The organism is Pseudomonas sp. NFX224, assembly GCF_048565165.1.
In the GTDB taxonomy this organism is placed as follows: Bacteria; Pseudomonadota; Gammaproteobacteria; order Pseudomonadales; family Pseudomonadaceae; genus Aquipseudomonas.
In genome coordinates this window covers 5,447,159-5,466,963 of sequence record NZ_CP183416.1, presented here as the reverse complement: position 1 = coordinate 5,466,963, position 19,805 = coordinate 5,447,159, and the positions used below count along the sequence as shown (strand labels likewise).

The following is a 19,805-nucleotide window of genomic DNA, read 5'->3' as shown; positions in this document are numbered from 1 at the left end:
CCTGCCCATTGCTACGAGCTCATTATTGGCCTTGTGCCGAGGACCGTTCGGGAGCACCTTCGCGGTGCATTTCTCGGCCGCAACCCCATCGTTAAGGCGATCGGTCGGTTCACCCGCCGTGGTTGATCAGAGGCCGTGTGATGAAGACCCCAACGTCAGAAGAAATCACCCAAAAACTTCAGCAATCTCATTTCCCCCAGAGAGACTCTCTGATCCCGCTGGCTGACCCTACCTGCGACACCCCCATCATCGTCACCCTCGAGCAGCTACGCCCTTACGAACATAACCCGCGCTTCATCCGCAACCCCTTGTTCGAGGACATAAAGGCGTCCATCCGGGATCGCGGTTTGGACCAACCACCGTCGATCACCCGTAGACCCAACGAGGCCCATTTCATCATCCGTAATGGGGGCAATACCCGCCTCAGTATTCTCGGGGAGCTTTGGCAAGAAACCCGCGAAGCGCGCTTTTTCAGCATCACCTGTTTGTTTCGGCCTTGGCGGTCCGAGGCTGACGTACTGCTGGGCCATTTGGCTGAAAGCGACCTGCACGGTCAGTTGACCTTCGTCGAGCGCGCACTCGCCGTTGCAAAATTCAGAGAGATGGTGTTGGAGCAACGCGATGGTCTGAGCCAGCGTGAATTGGCCGCGCACTTAACAGCCGGCGGCTATCCAGTCTCGCAATCGCATATCAGCCGAATGCTCGACACGCTGGAGCATTTGCTACCGGCCGTTCCTCAAACGTTGTACGCGGGATTGGGCAAACCTTCCATCGAGCGGATCATTAGCCTACGACGGCGAGCAGAATCGGTTTGGAATCGCAGCGCCGCTGCCCCACTCGAGTTCACCCCGCTGTGGCTGGAGGTGCTGTCCAGGTTCGACAGCGAGACAGCCGATCTGGATACCGCTGAGTTGCAGGATGAGTTGCTCGCCCACATGGCGAAGCGCTTGAACCAGTCCCCTCGATGGTTGGCCCTGGAACTGATCCAGGGGCCTGCTGGGGCATCACGCCTACCACTTGAGCCAGAGGATTCACGTCCCCGTCCTCATCACTCCGACGAAGCCCCGCATAGGCATCCCAGGACGGAACCTGAATCACCATCCCAGCAAGCCGTGACACATCCAGTTAGCCCGATCGACCCAACTGAAACGGCCGAAACCGCGTCAGCACTGATACCCGGCGACGTTCCCAAGGAGAAGCGGCTACCCGCGTCCTCTCCTGCCCCTTCGCTCGCCGACGCATCTGGTGATGGACGCCTATGGGTGGCGGATTGCCTCGATTCCGTGTGGCCGCTACCCCACGCTCCGGAAAACCTGACACAACTGCGCCAAGCGTGCGCTCATCTGGCCGGCGAGCTTGCGGACTATGCCAACGCCCGCCAGATGGTCAGCGCAGCAGACGATGGCTTGGGTTTCATGCTGGTTGCGGATAACGCAGGACCTTCAACCTCCGACAGCACCGGTGTTCAGCTGCTGCTGGCAGCGTTGCTGCGTTTGCAAGATGAAGTCGACTGGGAGCAACGCCAGCAACTGCCCGCTGCGCTGTTTGGCCAGTTGCTGATAGGCGCATATGACCTGCCGTTGAGCGAACGCCCGCCTCTGTCCATCGGGCTTGAGCGCCTTCCCGACCCTCAATTGGGACAACTGTTTTCGCTTATCCGGCTCTCTCGGCGCCTGATCGAATTCACGCTGTCGCCCACCCGCTAACAACCGGAGGTGCCTCATGAGCACACCGTTCAATCTGCTGAACCATGCCATGTTGAACCAAGTACTGCATGAGCTGCGCCATGGTCGTCTGCAGCGTTGCAAGGCTTTGGGCCTCGACGACGAGGACATCGAGGTGCTGCAGTCGTTGCCACCGACGACTTTGTCTCACCTGGCGCATTCCACGATCTCCTGGGTCGAAATCAAAGTCGACTCCACCGTCTTGCGTCGACTGATCGCCCAGGCCGAACGCGATGAGCTCAACGAGCGACTGGTCAACCGCGCCCTAAAGCTCGGCGCCAGTTCCAACATCATGTATCGCTGCTTCGGCCTCGATCATTCCGAGACGGCCCTGCGCCGGCGGGTCTTGAAGATCGAGACCCACCGTGGCCGCCCGGTTCAGCTTAGCGAGGCCCAGGAGCACGCCGTCTGGAACCGCTGGCGTCAGCTGCGTGAAGAAGACCCTGATAGCGATCCCCTGGACGCCATGATGATGCTCGCCGAGGAACAGCACATCAGTCTGACCCTGATCTGGCAGCAGATCGAGCTCTACGGAGGTACCCCATGCTGAAGTTCTACACCGTCGACTGGGAAGATGTCGTGCGCCAGTGCTATGACACGCTCAGGCGCAGGTTGGCAGAAGCGGAGCAAGCCAAGGCCATGCGCGAGGCGGCCGAGGCACAGCCTAGTTTCGTCTACCGCGGGAACAACGACCCACTGCCCCAAGGATTGCTCCAGGATCGTCGGCTGACACCGCTGGAGCGCAATATGTGGCTGGTGCTGCGCTGGTTGATCACCGAGCGGCAGATGCGTACTCCTCGTTATCAGGACCTGCAGCCCTACCTGGCGACCAGCCCCTGTGGCGTGCAGGCTTCACGCGAAACCATCGCCCGGGCGTTTAACGTGCTGCGCGCGACCCGTTGGCTCAGCTTGGTCGAGCGATATCGCGACGAAAACGGCTGCCTGCGCGGTTGCGTGTATGTGCTGCACGACCAGCCACTGACACCGGCTGAAGCGATCAAACTGGATGGCGGATACCTGGCCCTGATCAGCCAGAGCCTTAGCCATGCCACCAAAGGCGTACGCGATCTCGCCCAGCACGTGATCGAGGAGCTGCACGCCGACTCACAGGTTTCAGCTGATGCGCTGGCGAGACTCGCTACGCCCGCCGCGCAGACGACTCAAAGGGCATTACCGCTGCAGGTTTCCAGTGGTCCTGAGCATCCCGAACTGGGTGAAAATCACAGCGTTCGGAGTGCAATCTCGCCAGAAGTCGATTCCGAACCCGGCGCGAACGCGCCCGTTTCGGCTGCCGTTCGGAATCCCGAGGAAGGCTGTACTGTACAAAAACAACAAAGCAAAAAAAATACAGTACCGCCCTCCTCGGCCAGCGCTAGCTCCATCTGGCCAGCGGGTCTGCAGCTGAGTCCGGCCGAACAACGTATGGCCGCCCAGGCGCTGCGCCAGCTGGAGCCTGAACAGCGCCAAGCGGTCATCAATGAAGCGGCCGTGCGCTGTGGCCGCGGCGACATCCGCAAGCCGATCGCGTACCTGATGGGGCTGATCAAGCGCGCCTGCCAAGGCGAGTTCACCCTCTGGGCCGCACGCAGCGACGCCGCCTCTGCGCCTCCTAGGCGCATTCGCCCTCCTGAGCCCGCTTATGAGCGTTCAAAACCATCGGGTAGCCGTGCCGCGTCGCCCCTAGCAAGGACCTATCTCGAGCAATTGAAGCTTCGCTGCGGGGTGATTAGTCGCACATCATGATCTCGGCGGCTCGCGTGCGCGGGAGTGTTGTGATTGGAACTCCCTGGAAGTGATGTCAGTGGCATTCAATCCAGAGAAGTCCACTCACCAAGCAAAGCGAGTGGATCGCCTTCACATTGATCGCTGCCAGGTGACCCAGGAACGCTGATCGTCTGCGTCATTCCGACGGCGAGGATCCGGCGATGGTCGACCACTACCAGCTCAACCTGGGCTCACTGCGCAGCAGCATCACCCTGACCCTGCACACCCATCACGCTGCTCGATTGTGGCAAGGCCGAACGGCCCGCGAAGGCGTGCACGCGATCATGGGCATGGCCGGCTACATCAGCGTGACCAATCTGCTCAAGCAGGCCAGCAGTCAGGACGATCCGTTCGCCGACTGGTTCATGCTGCAACTCGAGGACAAGCTGCTGCAGGCCAAGGCCGAGATGCTCGCCTTGACCGAGCAGGTCAGCCTGGTCGAACGCGATCTGCCCACTCAAATCGACATCGGCGACAACCTCAACATTCACCCGGTGACCCTGCCGCTGTTTATTGGCAGCCAGCTCGGGTTTCTCGCGGTGTACCTACTAACCGATTACGACACTTTGGTGCGGCGGGTCCTGCTGGCCCATCACACGGCACTGATTGGTCGCAGCGACATGGAAATCTGGATCGATCGCGGCGCGCATCTGCTGCGAAGCCTCTTCGGCCTGGCGCAGCGCTATCGCCTGGCGGGGGTCAGTCGCGACGACATGGCGGCCAATAATGCCCGCGCCCGCGAAGCGATCGACAAATTCGGCATTCCACCCCAGGACATTCTCGAGGGCTCGCGGCGCTCGCAGTTCGCCCCGCCGGTGGCCCGTGGCGCCACGATGACCGAAGCGGCTGAGCCGGATTCGGAGGGTAGCGATGCGGACCATGCCGCGACCCCTGCCGCCTTGCCGGAAGGCGGTGACGTATGACGCTGGCCGAGGCGATCGCGCGCCGTTTTTCCTCGGATGCCTATCGCCAGCTCGAACAAGGTGCCTCCCTAAAAGGCCTTTTAAAGCCTTTTAAGGGTAAGGGGGAACTGCTGCAACTGGCCGAGACTGTGCTTTGCCTGCGCGATCAGGTTGCACAACTCATGGGCGTGATGCTGGCCATTGTGGCGCAGCCGCCCTTCTCGCTGCTGGACCTGCGGCTGGTGGTCCAGCACAGCTCGGCGGGCACCGACTTTCTGCGCTGGCGCAGTCGTGACTTCAGTTGCATGGGCGCCGAAGTGTGGAAGCAGGCGATGGGACAGCCGCAGCTGGCGCAATCGGTTCGCGCCGCGCTGCACCAACTGGAAGTCAACCGGGTCACCCTGAACCTGCAGATGAGTTGCCTGCATTCCCTGTACCGCCAGGCCACGGCAGCTGCCAACAAGCTGCAGGCAGCCGAGGTCCGCTTCGAGACGCCCCATTACCCCACCGAGGAGCAGCAACCATGAGCACTTTTTTTGTCGGCGAAGGCAACATCGGCAGCGCCCCCGAGTACCAGGAGTTCAATACCCACCCGGACGAGCCGCGGCGCCTGCTGCGGCTGAATGTCTATTTCGATAACCCGGTACCGCGCGAGGGTGGCTACGAGGACCGCGGGGGCTATTGGGCACCGGTCGAGCTCTGGCACCGCGATGCCGAGCACTGGAGTACGCTGTTTCAGAAGGGCATGCGCGTGCTGGTCGAAGGTCGCACGGTCAAGGACGAGTGGGAAGACAGCGAGGACAATGCGCGGGTGACCTTCAAGGTGGAAGCGCGACGGATCGGTATCCTGCCTCATCGTTTGGCCTCGGTGTCCATGCGCGAGAAAGCCAATGAGTCCGGCAAAGGCGATGGTTCAACCCGCAAGGGCGCCAGCAGCAAGAGCTCGCGTAAAGCCAAGTGAGGGTGTGGTTGTCAGTGGCATCGCGCGCGCAGCGCGATGCTGCTCCAGACATGTCATCCGCCCCGCGTGGGGCTCAGGACTTACCTTTACTGGAAGGTGTCCGGGTCAATCGCATCCAGTAGCTTGGCCACCTCTTCCAAGTGCTGGTCCAGGGCATGGAATGCCCGCCGGTGCGCCGGACTTTCCTCAACCCAGCTGATCAGAGCCGCCCGCGCCTCGGGATTGTCCGGCTCCAAGTGAATCGCCAGAAACAACTGATACGCCTTGATCTCCAGCATCTCGATGTCGCTATCACTGAAACGATCCATGTTCACCCCTCGTGGTGATGCGTAGGTAATCGCTCAATGTTTCGGTGATACTCCCCAAAAGGTTGTTAGTCAACCTTTAGGGGCGTTCATATGGGCAAGTTGATAGTCAACCATATGGGTCGAATTGGAGAACGCCCCATTGCCAGCCCATCAGCCTAGCCCACAGCACATCGGTAGCCAGTTGGCGAAATACCGTAAGGCTCGGAATCTGACCCAGGAAGAAGTCGCCGTGCGCCTCGAGATTGGCGCCGAAGCCATCTCGCGCATGGAGCGTGGCCAGGTCGAGCTGACCGTGTCCAAGCTGTTGCAATTGGCGGATATCTTCGACTGCCCAGCAAATGAACTGCTGTTGGCGATCAGTACCCGTCCACAGGATCAGTGGCAGTTGATCGCGGCGCGCCTCAAGGACTTGAGCGCGGACGACCGGCAGTTTGCCCTCGAGTCGCTGGAGCGACTGACCGCCCACTTGGCCATGAAATAACCCTTCCCTCATTCCCTGACGTCGGATCGTAAACCCATCGCGGCGCAAATGATGTCGCCCCTTTCAGCTTTTCGCTGGCTCTGCTCTCTCACCACGCCACCCTGTCGCTATCCGACCGGGAGCGCCTAGCCATGCGCCTGTACATCTGCGAAAAACCCTCTCAGGCACGCGACATCGCCCGCGTGCTGCAGGCCAATCGCCGCGGCGACGGTTGCCTGCAAGGTCAAGCGGTGACGGTGACCTGGTGTGTGGGCCACCTGCTGGAAACGGCACCTCCAGAAGCCTACGGTGAGCAGTACAAACGGTGGACGCTGGAACACCTGCCGATCATCCCGGACCACTGGCAGTTGGTCGTGAAACCCAAGGTGGCAGCCCAGCTGAAGGTCATCAGCCGATTGCTGCAGGCGTGCGCCGAGGTGGTGATTGCCACCGATGCCGATCGTGAGGGCGAGATGATTGCCCGGGAGATCCTGGAGCGCTGCCACTACCAGGGCCCAATTCTGCGCCTGTGGCTGTCGGCATTGGACGATGCCTCGATCCGCCGTGCACTGGGCGGTCTGCGCCCTGGCGAGCAGACACTGCCGCTGTATCACTGTGCGCTGGCGCGGTCACGCGCCGACTGGCTGGTGGGAATCAACCTCAGCCGGCTGTTCACCTTGCTCGGCCGCCGTGCCGGCTTCGATGGCCTGCTGCCGGTGGGGCGCGTACAGACGCCGACACTGCGCCTTGTGGTCGAGCGTGATCGCGCCATCGCCGGTTTTGTCGCCAGCCCGTTCTGGACTGTGAATGCTCATCTGCGCGCTGATGGCTCCGACTTCCAGGCGCGCTGGCAACCCCCTTCGCAACACTGTGATGACGCCGGGCGCTGCATTGATCAACGGGCGGCCGAGAACGCCGCCCACCGCCTGGCGACGGCCGGATCTGCGCAGGTCCGCAGCGTCGAAGTCGAGCGCGTCAGCGAGGGGCCGCCCCTGCCCTTCGACCTCGGCACCTTGCAGGAAGTGTGCTCGGCCAAGCTCGGCCTCGGCGCGCAGGAGACCCTGACCGCGACCCAGGCGCTGTACGAAACTCACAAAGCCACCACCTATCCGCGCACCGACTGCGGCTACCTGCCGGACAGCATGCTCGATGAGGTGCCGCGCGTGCTGCATGCCCTGGCAGCCGCCGCGCCCTCGTTGGGGCAACGGTTGAAGGAAATCGACCCGATGCGGCGCTCCCGCGCCTGGAATGCCAGCAAAATCACCGCTCACCACGGCATCATCCCCACCGCCGTGGCGATCGACCTCGATCAGTTGTCCGAGCGCGAACACGCCGTGTACACGCTGATCCGCGCACGCTACTTGGCGCAGTTCCTGCCCAACCATGAGTTTTTGAAGACCCAGGTCCTGCTGCAGAGCAACGCGGATGTGTTGCAGGCGCGCGGCAAGCAGATTCAGGTACGCGGTTGGAAAGCGGTGATCGATGAGGCCGATGGTAACGAACAGGCCGAGCAAACGCAGCGACTGCCGACCCTGCGCGAGGGTGTCTCACTGGCGGTGCTCACCACCACGGTCAATACGCAGCGCACACAGCCGCCCAAACCCTACACCGAAGGCACCCTGGTCAAGGCGATGAAGTCCATTGCCAATCAGGTGACCGACCCGCGCCTCAAGCAGACACTCAAGGACAGCTTCGGCATCGGCACCGAAGCCACGCGTGCGGCGATTATCCAGGGGCTGATCGATCATGCTTACTTGACCAAGCAGAAGCGCAGTCTGTCCGCATCGGCGGCAGCACATACCCTGATCGAAGCGGTGCCACGGGAAGTCGCCGATCCGGTACTGACCGCGCTGTGGGAGCAGGCACTGGACTGCATCGAAACCGGGCACCTGAGCGTCGAGACCTTCCTCGCCAAGCAATCGGCCTGGCTGACGCAACTGGTGCATAGCCATGCGTCACTAACCCTTCGCGTGCCGCCGGCGAAGGGCCCGGCCTGTCCCGTCTGCCGGAGTGCCATGCGCCAGCGCAAAGGGCGCACTGGCAGCTTCTGGTCGTGTACGCGTTACCCTGACTGCAAGGGCACCAAGCCGGTCAAGGGGACCAAGACCAACGCTAAGCCAAGGCGGTCCTGAGCTGACGGGTAGCCACTTGACGCCGGCGCTCGACGCTGGTCTAGTAAAACGGCCCCTCGCCACTAGGCGAACCCAGGCCGATTCGCTCCGGGCAGCTCGGCCAGACTCGTTGAGTTCGGAGCCCGCCTCACCTCTCCTTGTGACGTCTCCTGATATCAACGGTTTCCAAAGCGGATGACCCGTGTGGCCTGCACCAGGCTTCAGGGGTCATCCGCTTCGGCGACGATGCTCAGTACCGGTGCCCGCCGGCGAAAGACTGGGCGCCTTTTGTGCGCGGATGCGTGCCAGTTGTTCCGACCCAGGCCACGACAAGGGTCGGTTGATCAGGGTGGTGCGACAATCGAGGTATTTGCGATGAACTTCGATGTCGGCATGCCGGGTCAAGGGTGGTCCATCTGTTCCTAGCCTGATGACCGTCGGGCTATTTTTTCGCCGCTGACAATCCACCGAGCACCACCCCATTCCACGCCCCGCGAACGTTGCGAAACCACGCTTGACGGGCGATCGACACCGCTCTATATCTGAACTGCACCCCGCTGTCGATGACAGCAGCCAGGTAGCCGGGACCTGCAAGGCTACGCCCTCCCCGGGTGGTTCCTCCCAAGTGCGACCAGCGCTCGGCGGCTCGCACGATCATCGCTCCCCGTGATGATGAGCGCTCTTCCACCGGTCTCATTGCACCTGACTTTCCCTTGCGGACTCACCCCCGCCAGGGCCGGTGAATATCCGCGTTTCTCGCAAACAGGAGATTCACCATGACCACTGCAAGCAACGCTGCCCCCACCACTTACTTCAACCTGCACACGCAAGGCATTGGTTACCTTAACCGTGTTCGCGAAGTGCCTGTCCGTCGCGGGCAACCGTTCATGGCCTGTGACATCGCGGCCTTGCAAGGCGCGTCGGACGACGTTGAATACACCCGCTTCGACTGCAAGGTCGCAGGGGGTGAAGCTGAACGGCTGATCCGCGAACACCTGGAACAGGTCCAAGCTGAGCACAAGGTGTTGATCGCCTTTCGGATTGGCGACCTCTGGGTCGATGCCTTCACCTATGAAAAGGGTGAGCGCAAAGGCCAACCCGGCGCCAGCCTCAAAGGTCGGCTGATCTTCATCGAGTGGATCAAGGTCGATGGCCAACTCACCTACAAAGCTCCGCCTCGGCAGGAGTCCGCACCCGCGGAATCGCAGGTGCAATTCGATGAGGCCGAAAGTGACGCAGAACAGCATTCTGACAACGACAGTTCTGCACATCGTCAATCGCCAACCGCCAGTCCACGCTGCACTAATACCCGTGCCCGTCAGTCTGCCTGAGGCAGATTGGCTTTCCACAGGCGCTCTTACGAGCGCCTTTTCTTATCCACCCAGGAGGTCGTCATGGAGAGCTACTGGCTCTGCGAGGACTGCCTGCAGGCTGTGGCGTACGATGACTTCAGCGCACTGTCGCTCTACTACAGCGAAGAACAAGTTGAACAACGGATCGCCCACCTGCGCACAGCCCTACTCGCGCTCTTCCCCCTGAGCGCCGACTTTGATTCTGAAACCGGTGTCGGTATCGACCCCTTCTCAACCCGGCCGTGCGAGGCCTGCGCGAGCCCGCTGCAGGGTTCTCGTCATCGTTTCACCCGCCTTTGAACGCTCGACCTCACCCACACAAGGCACTCCCAGCGAGCGCGCCCTCACACGAGGCTCTGCCCATGAACACTCAACTGAATTTGGTCGACTCGCTCGATCCCGCACTGACCCAACGCACCCACGAGGATGCGTTGATCAACAAAGCCCTGCAGCTGCTGGACCAGCGCTATTTTCAGCGCGGCGAGTTGCTGGTGACCCCTTATGACGCGGCCGCGTACTTGAAACTGCGCCTGGCGCCGTATCGCCATGAAGTCTTCGCCCTACTCTGCCTGGACTCGCAACATCGGGTGCTGAGCTTTGAGGTATTGTTCTTCGGCAGCATTGATGGCGCCTCCGTCTATCCACGCGAAGTGGTCATCAAGGCATTGGAGCACAATGCCGCGGCGGTCATCATCAGCCACAACCACCCCTCTGGTTGCTCTGAGCCCAGCGCCGCCGACCGTGTGCTCACAGCACGCCTGAGCAACGCGCTGGCGATGGTCGAGGTCCGCGTCCTGGACCACATCATCATTGGCGAAGGCCAGCCCTTGTCGCTGGCCGAAAACGGCTGGATCTAGTACACCTCACCCCGTCCGGGAGCCACCGCCAGTTTGGGGTGGCTTTGGCTTTTACCGGAGAACCATCATGCCCGCAGACGACTGACCCAAGGCGCCCCACCGGGCGCCTTTTTCATGGGTGGTCCAAGGTAATCCGCACAGCCGGATTCGGTTTTTCAGTAGGTCTGACGCTGCACGTGCGCCACCGTATCGGCAATTTCTGTCGAGACCTGGTCATGCACACCCCCACGTTCCCCACCCTTGGCTTGATAATCGCGCTGGCCGGCTGCAATACACCGCCACCGGCTGCCACCCCGACAGCGCTAGAACCATCCGTACAGCCGTCCCCGCTGCCAAAACAAACACCGGCGGTACCCGCTTGGGTCCGCCAGGACCGCTACACCCTGGCCAGTACGCGGCCGACCTTGGAGCAGCGCCAGCCCCTGTATCAGCTGATCAATATCCAGATCGCTCCTGCCCTGCACGCGAATGTCGGTGACGCACTGCGCCACGTGCTGCAACGCTCGGGCTACACGCTCTGCCCCGGCGGCGCAAAGCTGGCCGTGTTGTTCAACCGCTCTCTGCCAGCCGTGCACCACCACCTTGGTCCGATCTCGCTGCTGGACGCCTTGACCGTCATCGGAGGACCAGCCTGGAAGCTCGACATCGATCCGGTCAACCGGACCGTGTGTTACGGCCTCCGCTTGCCTCAGCCCACACCGCCTCTCTCAACGCTGGAGGTCGCGCCATGAAGGTCAAAAACTTTCAAGCCCTGCTGATCGGGACCTTGTGCCTCGGCGCCTCCGGGCTCGCTGCCGTTACCTACAACCATCATCAGCAACTGGGCCAGCTTTTGGCGGCGGCCAGCAGCATCCCTGCCGATCCGACGCCCGCGCTGCGGCGCGACATCGACGCGCTCGACAAGACACTCACAGCGCTGCAACCGCAACTGGTTTCGCTCGGCGACGTGCAACGTCAGCAGACTTCGGCTCAGGCGGTGCTCAGCAAGCGGCTGGATGAGATGGCCGCGGCTCTCAAGACTGTTCAAGCTTTACCCCGCGGTCCGAGCAGCGCCGATATCACTGGACTGGAACAGCGCCTTGGCAAGGCAGAGGCCGCGATTCAGACGTTGTCGACCCGGCCGACTGCGCAACGGCCGGACAAGGTTCGCCAGGCTGACTCAGGCGGTCAGAAAGCCGAGGCAAAAGCCCCGACACCACCCTTGACCCTGCTGGGTATCGAGACCCGAGGCGGCGTGGGGTTCGTCTCGGCCCTGCCCGCAGGCGCGCACTCACTGTCGACCGTGCACCTGTTGCAGCCCGGCGACAGCATGAATGGCTGGCAGCTGCAGGCGATCCGAGAGGACCAGGTCGTGTTTCATGTTCCTGGCCGTGGCGATCGCACGCTCCCCCTGCCGTGAAGAGGTGTTTATGGTTCGGCTCACCGCCCTCACCCTCCTGCTCCCCGCCTGCCTGCTGGCAGCGCCGGGATGGAGCGCACAAAACGCTAACGATTCCGCGCAGCAATACAGCGAACAGACGTCGCTGGATCGGCAGCACTCGGTTGCGGCTCAAGCCAAGGCCTGGGGACTGACGGATGACGAATGGGCCACGTTCGAGCGCTTGCAGACCGGCCCGCGCCAGTACTGGTCGCCGCAACTCGACCCACTCACCACGTTGGGTGTGGAGGCTGACTCGGACCAGGAGCGTCAGCGTTACGCCGAACTGCAGGTCCGCCTCGAAGCCAAACGCGCCGAACGCGAACTCGCTTACCAGAAGGCCTACACCGCCGCCTGGGCGCGACTGTTCCCGGCAATGCTGCCTGTCCAGGGCTTGGGCAACGAGGCTGTACCGTCGAGCACCACCCGCTACACCCTGTTCGTGGAAGAAAACTGCTCAGACTGCATGACGAGCACCCAGCAATGGCTCAGTGCCGGGGCGCATCTGGACGTGTACCTGGTGGGCAGCCAGGGGGACGATGAGCGCATTCGGCGTTGGGCACGTGGCGCTGGCATTACCCCAACCCAGATCAGCAGCGGACAGGTCACCCTCAACCACGACCGCGGTCGTTGGTTCGCCCTGGGCGCTACCCGCCCGTTGCCCGCTCGCTTTCAGCAGGTGGAAGGAAAATGGCAACGTATCGACTGATCCTCGCGCTGGCCCTGGCCGGGATGACCGCCGTCCAGGCTGATGCCCTGCCCCCGCCCGCCTATCAGCTGGCCGCCGCACAGGCCGGCATCCCCGCCTCGGTGCTGTTCGCCATCGCCTTGCAGGAGAGCGGCACCCCACTGCGCGGTCACCTGATCCCGTGGCCCTGGACCTTGAATGTCGCGGGCACCGCGCAACGTTTTGCCCGTCGCGACGAGGCCTGCGCCGCGCTTAGACGGGAGCTCACCCGACATGATCCCAAACGCATCGATGTCGGTTTGGGCCAGACCAATCTGGGCTACCACCCCGAACGTTATCCCACCGCCTGCGATGCCCTCGATCCGCGGGTGAACCTCGCCGTCACCGCCGAGTTGTTGCGCGAGCATTATGCCGAGGTGGGTGACTGGGTCGTAGCCGCTGGCCGCTATCACCGTCCCGCCGGTGGCGCGCCCGCGGCGCGCTACCGCAAGCAATTCAGCCGACGCTGGCAGCGCATCCAGGCGGTCGTGTCCATTCGTGAAGGGTCACACCCATGAGTCTCTCGCGTCTGGCGGCACTGGTCACGTGGCAGTGGCTGGCGCTCGCCGCCTTCGCAGCCCCCATCGATCCCCAATTCGACGACGCCTTCGAGTCGGCCGCCCGCGCCAAGCCCCCAGATCCACGCACGTTGAACTGGGGGCTGCCGGTGCGCAGCATGCGCCTGAGCCCAGGCTCCGTGCCGCGCAGAACGTTGAATCTACCCGGCATGCTCCCGTTGTTCCTGGTCGGGCAGGACCCTGCCTCGCTGGAGTGGCTGTCGCGGCATGCCCACGCCCTGCAAGCGCTGAACGCCAACGGTCTGGCGGTCGAGGTTACCGACGCCAAGGCGCTGCAACGCATCCAGGCGACAGCGCCCGAGTTGAACATCTGGCCGGTGAGCGGCGATGACATCGCCGAGCGGCTGGAGCTGGAGCACTACCCCGTGCTAATCACGCCCACCGGGCTGGAACAGTGAGGGACCACCATGGGTGATCATGCGATGGAATCCCTGCTACGCCCGGCGGTGGAGCTGTACACCGTGGGCATCTGCGCCGGCGCCGGCGCCCTGTGCCTGCTCTCGCCCTGGGCGGTGGCGCTGTCGCCCGAGGTAGGCACAGGCATGGCCCTGGCGTACACGGCACTTGGCATCAAGCGCCTCAACGAAGCCCGGCTTGTGCTGCGCTATCGGCGCAACATTCGCCGTTTGCCCCGTTACTCGCTGACCAGCCGGCAGATTCCGGTGAGCAGCAAGCGCCTGTTCATGGGCCGCGGCTTTCGCTGGACCCGCCTGCACACCCAGCGCCTGCTCGAGGCACAGGATCCTGCACTCGCCCGCTATGTGAATCAATCGGCCGCCTACCAGTTCGCCCGACGCCTGGAGTGCCTGCTGGAAAAGGCGCCTTCAGGTCTCTCCCTGTTGCCCCGGCTGACGACCTGGGACAGTCCGTTCAACCCGGTGCGTCCGCTGCCGCCGGTCGGCGGCTCGCCGCTCCTGCACGGCGTCGAACCGAAGGAACAGGCAGCCACCTTGCCGCTGGGCGAACGCGTGGGGCATACCCTGGTGTTGGGCACCACCCGGGTCGGCAAGACGCGCCTGGCAGAGGTGTACATCACCCAGGACATCCACCGGCCGCCCCAGGAAGTGGTGATTGTCTTCGACCCCAAGGGTGACGCCGACCTGCTCAAGCGCATGTACGTGGAGGCACGCCGCGCCGGCCGCGAGCATGAGTTCTACGTGTTTCACTTGGGCTGGCCGGAGATCTCCGCACGCTACAACGCCATCGGCCGCTTCGGCCGCATCTCGGAGGTGGCCACCCGGATCGCCGGACAGTTGAGTGGCGAAGGCAACTCGGCGGCGTTTCGTGAATTCGCCTGGCGTTTTGTCAACATTATCGCCCGGGCTTTGATCGAGCTGGGCCGGCGTCCGGACTACCTGCAGATTCAGCGCCATGTGGTGAACATCGACGCACTGTTCATCGAGTATGCCCAGCACTTTTTCGCCCGCCACGACGAACAGGCTTGGGAAGCGATCGTGCAGATCGAGGGCCGTATCAACGAAAAGAACGTGCCACGACACATGATTGGCCGGGAAAAACGTGTGGTTGCCATTGAGCAGTACCTGACGGCCAAGCGCATCTTCGACCCGGTGATGGACGGCCTGCGCTCGGCCGTACGTTACGACCGCACCTATTTCGACAAGATCGTCGCCTCGCTCCTGCCGCTGCTGGAAAAGCTCACCAGTGGCAAGACCGCGCAACTGCTGGCTCCCGACTACACCGACCTGGAGGACCCGCGGCCGATCTTCGACTGGCTGCAGATTATCCGTAAACGCGGGATTGTCTATGTTGGCCTGGATGCGCTGTCCGATGCCGAAGTCGCCGCAGCCGTCGGCAACTCAATGTTTGCCGACCTGGTGTCCGTCGCCGGCCATATTTACAAACATGGCATCGATCACGGTTTGCCAGGGTCATCCAGCTCGGCGGAAAAGGTACCCATCAATCTGCATGCGGACGAGTTCAACGAGCTGATGGGCGATGAGTTCATCCCGCTGATCAACAAGGGCGGCGGCGCAGGCATCCAGGTCACCGCCTACACCCAGACCTTGAGCGACATCGAGGCACGCATCGGCAGCCGGGCCAAGGCCGGCCAGGTCATCGGCAACTTCAACACCCTGCAGATGCTGCGTGTACGGGAAACAGCGACCGCTGAGTTGCTGACCAATCAGCTGCCCAAGGTCAACGTACAAACCCGCACCTTGGTCTCCGGTGCCACGGACACGGCAGATCCGGACGCCCGCACCGACTTCACCTCATCGTCCCAGGACCGGGTTACTACCACCGCGGTGCCGCTGATTGAGCCTGCACACATTATCGGGTTGCCCAAGGGCCAAATGTTTTCCTTCCAGGAAGGTGGGCAACTGTGGAAGGTCCGCATGCCCCTGCCCAAGCAGGCCAGCGACGATGCGATGCCGGCCGATCTGCAGGCGTTGGCCGCACGCATGCGCGAGTCGTACAACGCCAATTCGGGCAATTGGTGGACCAGTTCCGGCGGTGCGCCAACGGTCGACTTCGATCCTGAAATGCCACCGCCAAGGCGCAGAGGTACGCCTTAACGGTCATGGCCTGCCTACCACTCCGCTGGAGCCCATATGCCCACCACTCCAACCAATCTGCCCCCAGTGCAAAGACGTCCTGGGCTCATTCTCGGAGCACTGGAGCTCTGCCTACGTTTACTCGGCCTGCTATTCGCATCGCTGCTGTTATCTATCGTGCTGGAATTCGTGGGCATGTTGTGGTTTTGGCCGGAACAGGGTTGGCATCACAGCCATGCCATGTGGCTGAGCGAACTGGGCTGGCTCAGTAGCCACTTCAAGAGCTCTCTGCTGGTCCAGGAGCCGGCGCAAGCGACCGCCAAGATAATTCAGTACCTCAACGAATGGGTCGTGGTCCGATCCGGGTGGGCGCAATCAGATACCCACCTGAAGCTGCTCAGTCGAGAGCAGTCGCTCCTCGGCCAGTTCGCCCAGGTGTATGTCGTGGTGCAGGAGTACCTGCTGGCAGCGCTGTTCACGGTCTTCACCTTCGTGGTCCGCCTGGCCGTCCTTACCTTGGCCATGCCGCTGTTCTTGCTCGCAGTTATCACCGGTGCCGTCGACGGGTTGATGCGACGAGATCTTCGCAAGTTCGGGGCTGATCGGGAGAGTAGCTTTGTCTATCACCGAGCGAAGCGCACATTGCTGCCATTGCTGGTAAGCCCCTGGCTGATTTACCTCTCCTTACCCTGGTCGCTCAACCCCAATTGGGTGCTGTTGCCATGCGCCACGCTACTTGGCTGCATGGTGGCCATTACGGCTGCAACGTTCAAAAAATATCTTTGACGACCGATACTGACCCGATGCTAACAGTGGCGACAGACAGCTTCCGGCCGATTCGGTTGAACAATTCGGTCCTTTCTGGCCGCCCGATTACTGACTGCTGAAAACGCCTTTTTTACGCGCTGCTAAGTGAAATCTGCCCCCGAGATCCTCTGCTAAAAATAAAGATTTCAATCTCAAGCGCGTCCTTTTCTGCTGTGGAAACCACACCCGACTAATTCAACAGAATCGGCCCAAAGCAGTCGTTCTGCCTAAAAAGCTCGATACACCTCCAGAAGAATCTCCAGCGGGTGCCTCAAGTTTCTGTTGGAAAGACGCTTCACTTGGCTGCGACATGAGTAGCCAGTCGCCAGTGGTTCGCCTGACGTGTTGTCAGCAACCTTTCGTTTCCATGACTGATCAAAAATCACCCGTGATGTCGCTTGATTACGCGCTTCATGACCATAGGTACCGGACATCCCACAGCAACCTGTCGACTCAACAATCAGTTTTAAATCCAACTTCCGAAATACTTCGACCCATTGCTTGCTGCTCGCAGGCACATTGGTCTTCTCCGTACAGTGAGCCAACAAGCGTAATGTTCTAGGCATCGTGCAAATGGGCGCTTCACTCAAACTATCCAGTAGCCACTCCTGAGGCAACTCGACCGCAGGAGCCGCAGCCAGCCCCGGTACTTTTGAGTACTCCTGGCGGTACACCAATGTCATCGCCGGATCCAGGCCAACCAGGCGCACACCCGATTCACTCAAGGCCTGAAGCTGCCTGGCATTACGTATCGCAGCCTTGTTGAATGCCGCTAGAAAGCCCTGCACGTGAAGCGGCTTGCCATTGGGGCTGTACGGCGCGACGAAGACTTGAAAACCCATACGCGACGCCAGTTCGATAAACGAGGCTAGCAAGGGGGTCTCAAAATAACGGGTGAAAGCGTCTTGCACTATCACGACACTTTTATCGGCCTGAGCAGGACCCAGTCTTGCCAATCGCTCAGGCGTTGCTGGCTCGACATTCCAGCGATCCAGAACAGTCTGGAAGTTGAAGCGACTGAGCAGTGGGCTGTCGACCATGCCCGCTTTTTCGGCCAGCCAGCGCTTCACCAATGGCGCAGTCATCAGCCTGTTGTAAAGGCCGGGAACCCTGGCGAAGTAAGGAATGCTGAACTCAAGCGAGCCAATCAGGTAGTCACGCAGGGGCCGAAGATAGCGGCCATGGTAAAGCTCCAGAAACCGCGAGCGAAATTCAGGGACATTGACCTTGATCGGGCACTGGCCCGCGCATGATTTGCAAGCAAGGCAACCGGCCATGGCTTCATACACTTCATGGGAGAAGTCGACGCTACCTTGACGCTGTGCCCGGCTATTGCGCCAGCGCTGCGGCAGACCTTTGAAAAAGTGTGGACGGCGCAGTGATGTCGAGAGGACGTCCACGCCTGCATTTCCTTGCAGACGCAACCACTCCCGTATCAGTGACGCCCGCCCCTTCGGCGAGTGTTGTCGCTGCCGCGTGGCCTTCCATGAAGGGCACATGGCATCGTTCGGGTCGTAGTTGTAGCAAGCCCCGTTACCGTTGCAATGCACAGCAGGCTCGTAACTGTTCCAGACCCGCTCATCGATCTGGCGATCAAGATCTCCACGCATGACAGCTTCATCGATTTTGATCAATGACTCGGCGCTGTTCAACGGCGTGGCAATTTTTCCAGGATTGAATTGGTTGTAGGGATCGAAGGCAGACTTTACCGCCTGCAAGGATGGATACAGCTCGCCGAAAAACGCCGGGGCATATTCGGAGCGAATGCCTTTTCCATGCTCCCCCCAAAGCAACCCGCCATAGCGTTGCGTCAGTGCTGCCACGCCATCGGAAATCGGACGTACCAATGCGGCCTGCCGCGGGTCCTTCATATCAAGTGCAGGGCGCACATGCAGCACCCCGGCGTCGACGTGCCCGAACATTCCATACTGCAAGCCAAAACTGTCCAGCAAAGCGCGAAACTCGGCAATGTAATCCGCAAGGTTTTCAGGCGGGACTGCCGTGTCCTCGACAAAAGGCTGAGGTCGAATCTCGCCTTGTACGTTGCCCAGCAAACCGACCGAGCGTTTGCGCATCGCATAGACTTGCTTTACGGCTTCCTCACCTTCAGCCAACGTATGACCGAGGCGCTCTACGCTTTGATCCGCATGCAAATGCTCAACGAACGCTGCTACCCGACTTTCGACCTCGGATATGTCGTCACCACTGAACTCGACCAGGTTAATGCCCAATGTCGGGCGATCAGGATTCCCCGGGAAATACTCAGCAACGCTGTGCCAGACAATGTCCTTCATTGCCAGCATCAGCACTTTCGAATCGACCGTCTCAATCGACAACGGTTTGTGCTCGATCAACGAGCGAGCATCGCGCAATGCATCCATGAAACTGGCGTAGCGCACATTCACCAACACCGAGTATTTGGGAATGGGCAACACGTTCAATAGCGCCTCGACCACAAAGCCCAATGAGCCTTCGGCACCACACATCACACTATTGAGGCTCAAACGCCCGTCTTCGCCGCGGATATGCGCCAGGTCATATCCGGTGAGGCAGCGATTGAGCTTGGGAAACCGGGCTTCAATCAAATCAGCCTTGTCGGCGTGAATCCCTCGCACCACTCGGTGAACTTCGCCGATCCGATCATCCCGGGCACAGGCAATTTCCAGCTCTTCCTCATCCAGAGGCCGAGAGTGAAGATATTCACCGCCAAGCAGAATACTGTGCAGTTCAAGCACATGATCCCGCGTCTTGCCGTAAGTACAGCTGCCTTGTCCACTGGCGTCGGTGTTGATCATTCCGCCGATAGTCGCCCGATTGGAAGTCGACAGTTCCGGAGCGAAGAACAGGCCATGAGGTTTGAGCGCCGCATTGAGCTGGTCTTTAACAACGCCTGCCTGAGCCCGAACGCGCCTGTTCAGTGGATCGATTTCCAGAATCCTGTTCATGTGCCGCGAAAGATCAACCACGATCCCATCAGTCAGTGATTGACCATTAGTGCCTGTTCCTCCGCCTCTCGCCGTGAGTTTTATCGTACGAAAAGCTGGTACAGCCAGGAGCCGTGCAACGCACGCCACGTCCTCTTCATCGAATGGAAAAATGACCGCCTGCGGCAAGCACTGATAAATCGAGTTATCGGTCGCCAGTACGGTGCGACTGGTGTAATCGGTTCCCACCTCCCCCTTGAATCCCTTCGCTTTCAACGCTGCAAGAAAATCACTGTAGTCAGGTGCTGTCAGGCTCGGTGGGAGCTGGGCAATCATTGAGGAAGTCTCACGAGAACGGGGATGACAACGCCAACCACGCCAGTACAAAAAAACTGCGCCG

The 19,805-nt window shown here is 61.2% G+C and carries 20 protein-coding genes; 18 read left to right on the top strand and 2 right to left on the bottom strand.

The window, feature by feature from the left end; genetic code table 11:
- Positions 1–140 precede the first annotated feature (140 nt).
- The 6 genes from ACNYC6_RS24965 to ACNYC6_RS24940 all read left to right on the top strand — a co-directional run bounded on the left by ACNYC6_RS24965 (position 141) and on the right by ACNYC6_RS24940 (position 5,351).
- Positions 141–1,706: a ParB family protein gene (locus ACNYC6_RS24965; RefSeq protein ID WP_419709606.1), complete on the top strand. Its 1,566-nt coding sequence runs from the start codon at positions 141–143 to the stop codon at positions 1,704–1,706.
- Between the two features lie 16 nt (positions 1,707–1,722).
- Positions 1,723–2,274: a DUF2857 domain-containing protein gene (locus ACNYC6_RS24960; protein WP_419709605.1), complete on the top strand. Its 552-nt coding sequence runs from the start codon at positions 1,723–1,725 to the stop codon at positions 2,272–2,274.
- On the top strand, positions 2,268–3,467 hold the full coding sequence (locus ACNYC6_RS24955) for an STY4528 family pathogenicity island replication protein (protein ID WP_419709604.1): 1,200 nt from the start codon (positions 2,268–2,270) through the stop codon (positions 3,465–3,467). The genes ACNYC6_RS24960 and ACNYC6_RS24955 overlap by 7 nt, the downstream gene beginning before the upstream one ends.
- Positions 3,468–3,649: 182 nt before the next feature.
- Complete coding sequence (locus ACNYC6_RS24950; RefSeq protein WP_419709603.1) at positions 3,650–4,411, top strand: PFL_4669 family integrating conjugative element protein; 762 nt, start codon at positions 3,650–3,652, stop codon at positions 4,409–4,411.
- Complete coding sequence (locus tag ACNYC6_RS24945; RefSeq protein ID WP_419709602.1) at positions 4,408–4,917, top strand: DUF3158 family protein; 510 nt, start codon at positions 4,408–4,410, stop codon at positions 4,915–4,917. Before ACNYC6_RS24950 ends, ACNYC6_RS24945 begins: the two co-directional genes overlap by 4 nt.
- Complete coding sequence (locus tag ACNYC6_RS24940; protein WP_419709601.1) at positions 4,914–5,351, top strand: single-stranded DNA-binding protein; 438 nt, start codon at positions 4,914–4,916, stop codon at positions 5,349–5,351. Before ACNYC6_RS24945 ends, ACNYC6_RS24940 begins: the two co-directional genes overlap by 4 nt.
- 86 nt (positions 5,352–5,437) lie before the next feature.
- Here ACNYC6_RS24940 and ACNYC6_RS24935 read toward each other — a convergent pair whose 3' ends face one another.
- Positions 5,438–5,659: a DUF4880 domain-containing protein gene (locus ACNYC6_RS24935; protein WP_419709600.1), complete on the bottom strand. Its 222-nt coding sequence runs from the start codon at positions 5,657–5,659 to the stop codon at positions 5,438–5,440.
- Between the two features lie 229 nt (positions 5,660–5,888).
- Between ACNYC6_RS24935 and ACNYC6_RS24930 the strand changes: the two genes are divergently transcribed.
- From ACNYC6_RS24930 to ACNYC6_RS24875, 12 genes are all read left to right on the top strand, one after another.
- A complete protein-coding gene (locus ACNYC6_RS24930) occupies positions 5,889–6,140 on the top strand; it encodes a helix-turn-helix domain-containing protein (protein ID WP_419709599.1) in 252 nt (83 codons plus the stop codon).
- Between the two features lie 131 nt (positions 6,141–6,271).
- A complete protein-coding gene (locus ACNYC6_RS24925; RefSeq protein ID WP_419709598.1) occupies positions 6,272–8,251 on the top strand; it encodes a DNA topoisomerase III in 1,980 nt (659 codons plus the stop codon).
- Positions 8,252–9,006: 755 nt separating this feature from the next.
- On the top strand, positions 9,007–9,561 hold the full coding sequence (locus ACNYC6_RS24920) for an STY4534 family ICE replication protein (RefSeq protein ID WP_419709597.1): 555 nt from the start codon (positions 9,007–9,009) through the stop codon (positions 9,559–9,561).
- A 63-nt stretch (positions 9,562–9,624) separates the two neighbouring features.
- Positions 9,625–9,882: a hypothetical protein gene (locus tag ACNYC6_RS24915; RefSeq protein WP_419709596.1), complete on the top strand. Its 258-nt coding sequence runs from the start codon at positions 9,625–9,627 to the stop codon at positions 9,880–9,882.
- 62 nt (positions 9,883–9,944) lie between these two features.
- Positions 9,945–10,439 (top strand): JAB domain-containing protein, encoded by a 495-nt coding sequence (locus tag ACNYC6_RS24910; RefSeq protein ID WP_419709595.1) that lies wholly within the window; start codon positions 9,945–9,947, stop codon positions 10,437–10,439.
- A 215-nt stretch (positions 10,440–10,654) separates the two neighbouring features.
- Positions 10,655–11,170, top strand: a complete 516-nt coding sequence (locus ACNYC6_RS24905; protein ID WP_419709594.1) for a PilL N-terminal domain-containing protein — start codon at positions 10,655–10,657, stop codon at positions 11,168–11,170.
- Positions 11,167–11,838 (top strand): hypothetical protein, encoded by a 672-nt coding sequence (locus tag ACNYC6_RS24900; protein ID WP_419709593.1) that lies wholly within the window; start codon positions 11,167–11,169, stop codon positions 11,836–11,838. The genes ACNYC6_RS24905 and ACNYC6_RS24900 overlap by 4 nt, the downstream gene beginning before the upstream one ends.
- Positions 11,839–11,848: 10 nt before the next feature.
- Positions 11,849–12,565, top strand: a complete 717-nt coding sequence (locus ACNYC6_RS24895) for a TIGR03759 family integrating conjugative element protein (RefSeq protein ID WP_419709592.1) — start codon at positions 11,849–11,851, stop codon at positions 12,563–12,565.
- Entirely contained in the window at positions 12,547–13,101 is a 555-nt protein-coding gene (locus ACNYC6_RS24890; protein ID WP_419709591.1) for a transglycosylase, read from the top strand. Before ACNYC6_RS24895 ends, ACNYC6_RS24890 begins: the two co-directional genes overlap by 19 nt.
- Complete coding sequence (locus tag ACNYC6_RS24885; protein ID WP_419709590.1) at positions 13,098–13,559, top strand: integrating conjugative element protein; 462 nt, start codon at positions 13,098–13,100, stop codon at positions 13,557–13,559. The genes ACNYC6_RS24890 and ACNYC6_RS24885 overlap by 4 nt, the downstream gene beginning before the upstream one ends.
- Before the next feature lie 9 nt (positions 13,560–13,568).
- The gene (gene traD / locus ACNYC6_RS24880; protein ID WP_419709589.1) at positions 13,569–15,695 is read left to right on the top strand and encodes a type IV conjugative transfer system coupling protein TraD; all 2,127 of its coding nucleotides are present in this window, start codon (positions 13,569–13,571) and stop codon (positions 15,693–15,695) included.
- Positions 15,696–15,731: 36 nt separating this feature from the next.
- Positions 15,732–16,460 carry a TIGR03747 family integrating conjugative element membrane protein gene (locus tag ACNYC6_RS24875; protein ID WP_419709588.1) on the top strand — a complete coding sequence of 243 codons (729 nt, stop codon included), beginning with the start codon at positions 15,732–15,734 and terminating at the stop codon, positions 16,458–16,460.
- A 248-nt stretch (positions 16,461–16,708) separates the two neighbouring features.
- Here ACNYC6_RS24875 and ACNYC6_RS24870 read toward each other — a convergent pair whose 3' ends face one another.
- Positions 16,709–19,741: an FAD-binding and (Fe-S)-binding domain-containing protein gene (locus ACNYC6_RS24870; protein ID WP_419709587.1), complete on the bottom strand. Its 3,033-nt coding sequence runs from the start codon at positions 19,739–19,741 to the stop codon at positions 16,709–16,711.
- Between the last annotated feature and the right edge of the window lie 64 nt (positions 19,742–19,805).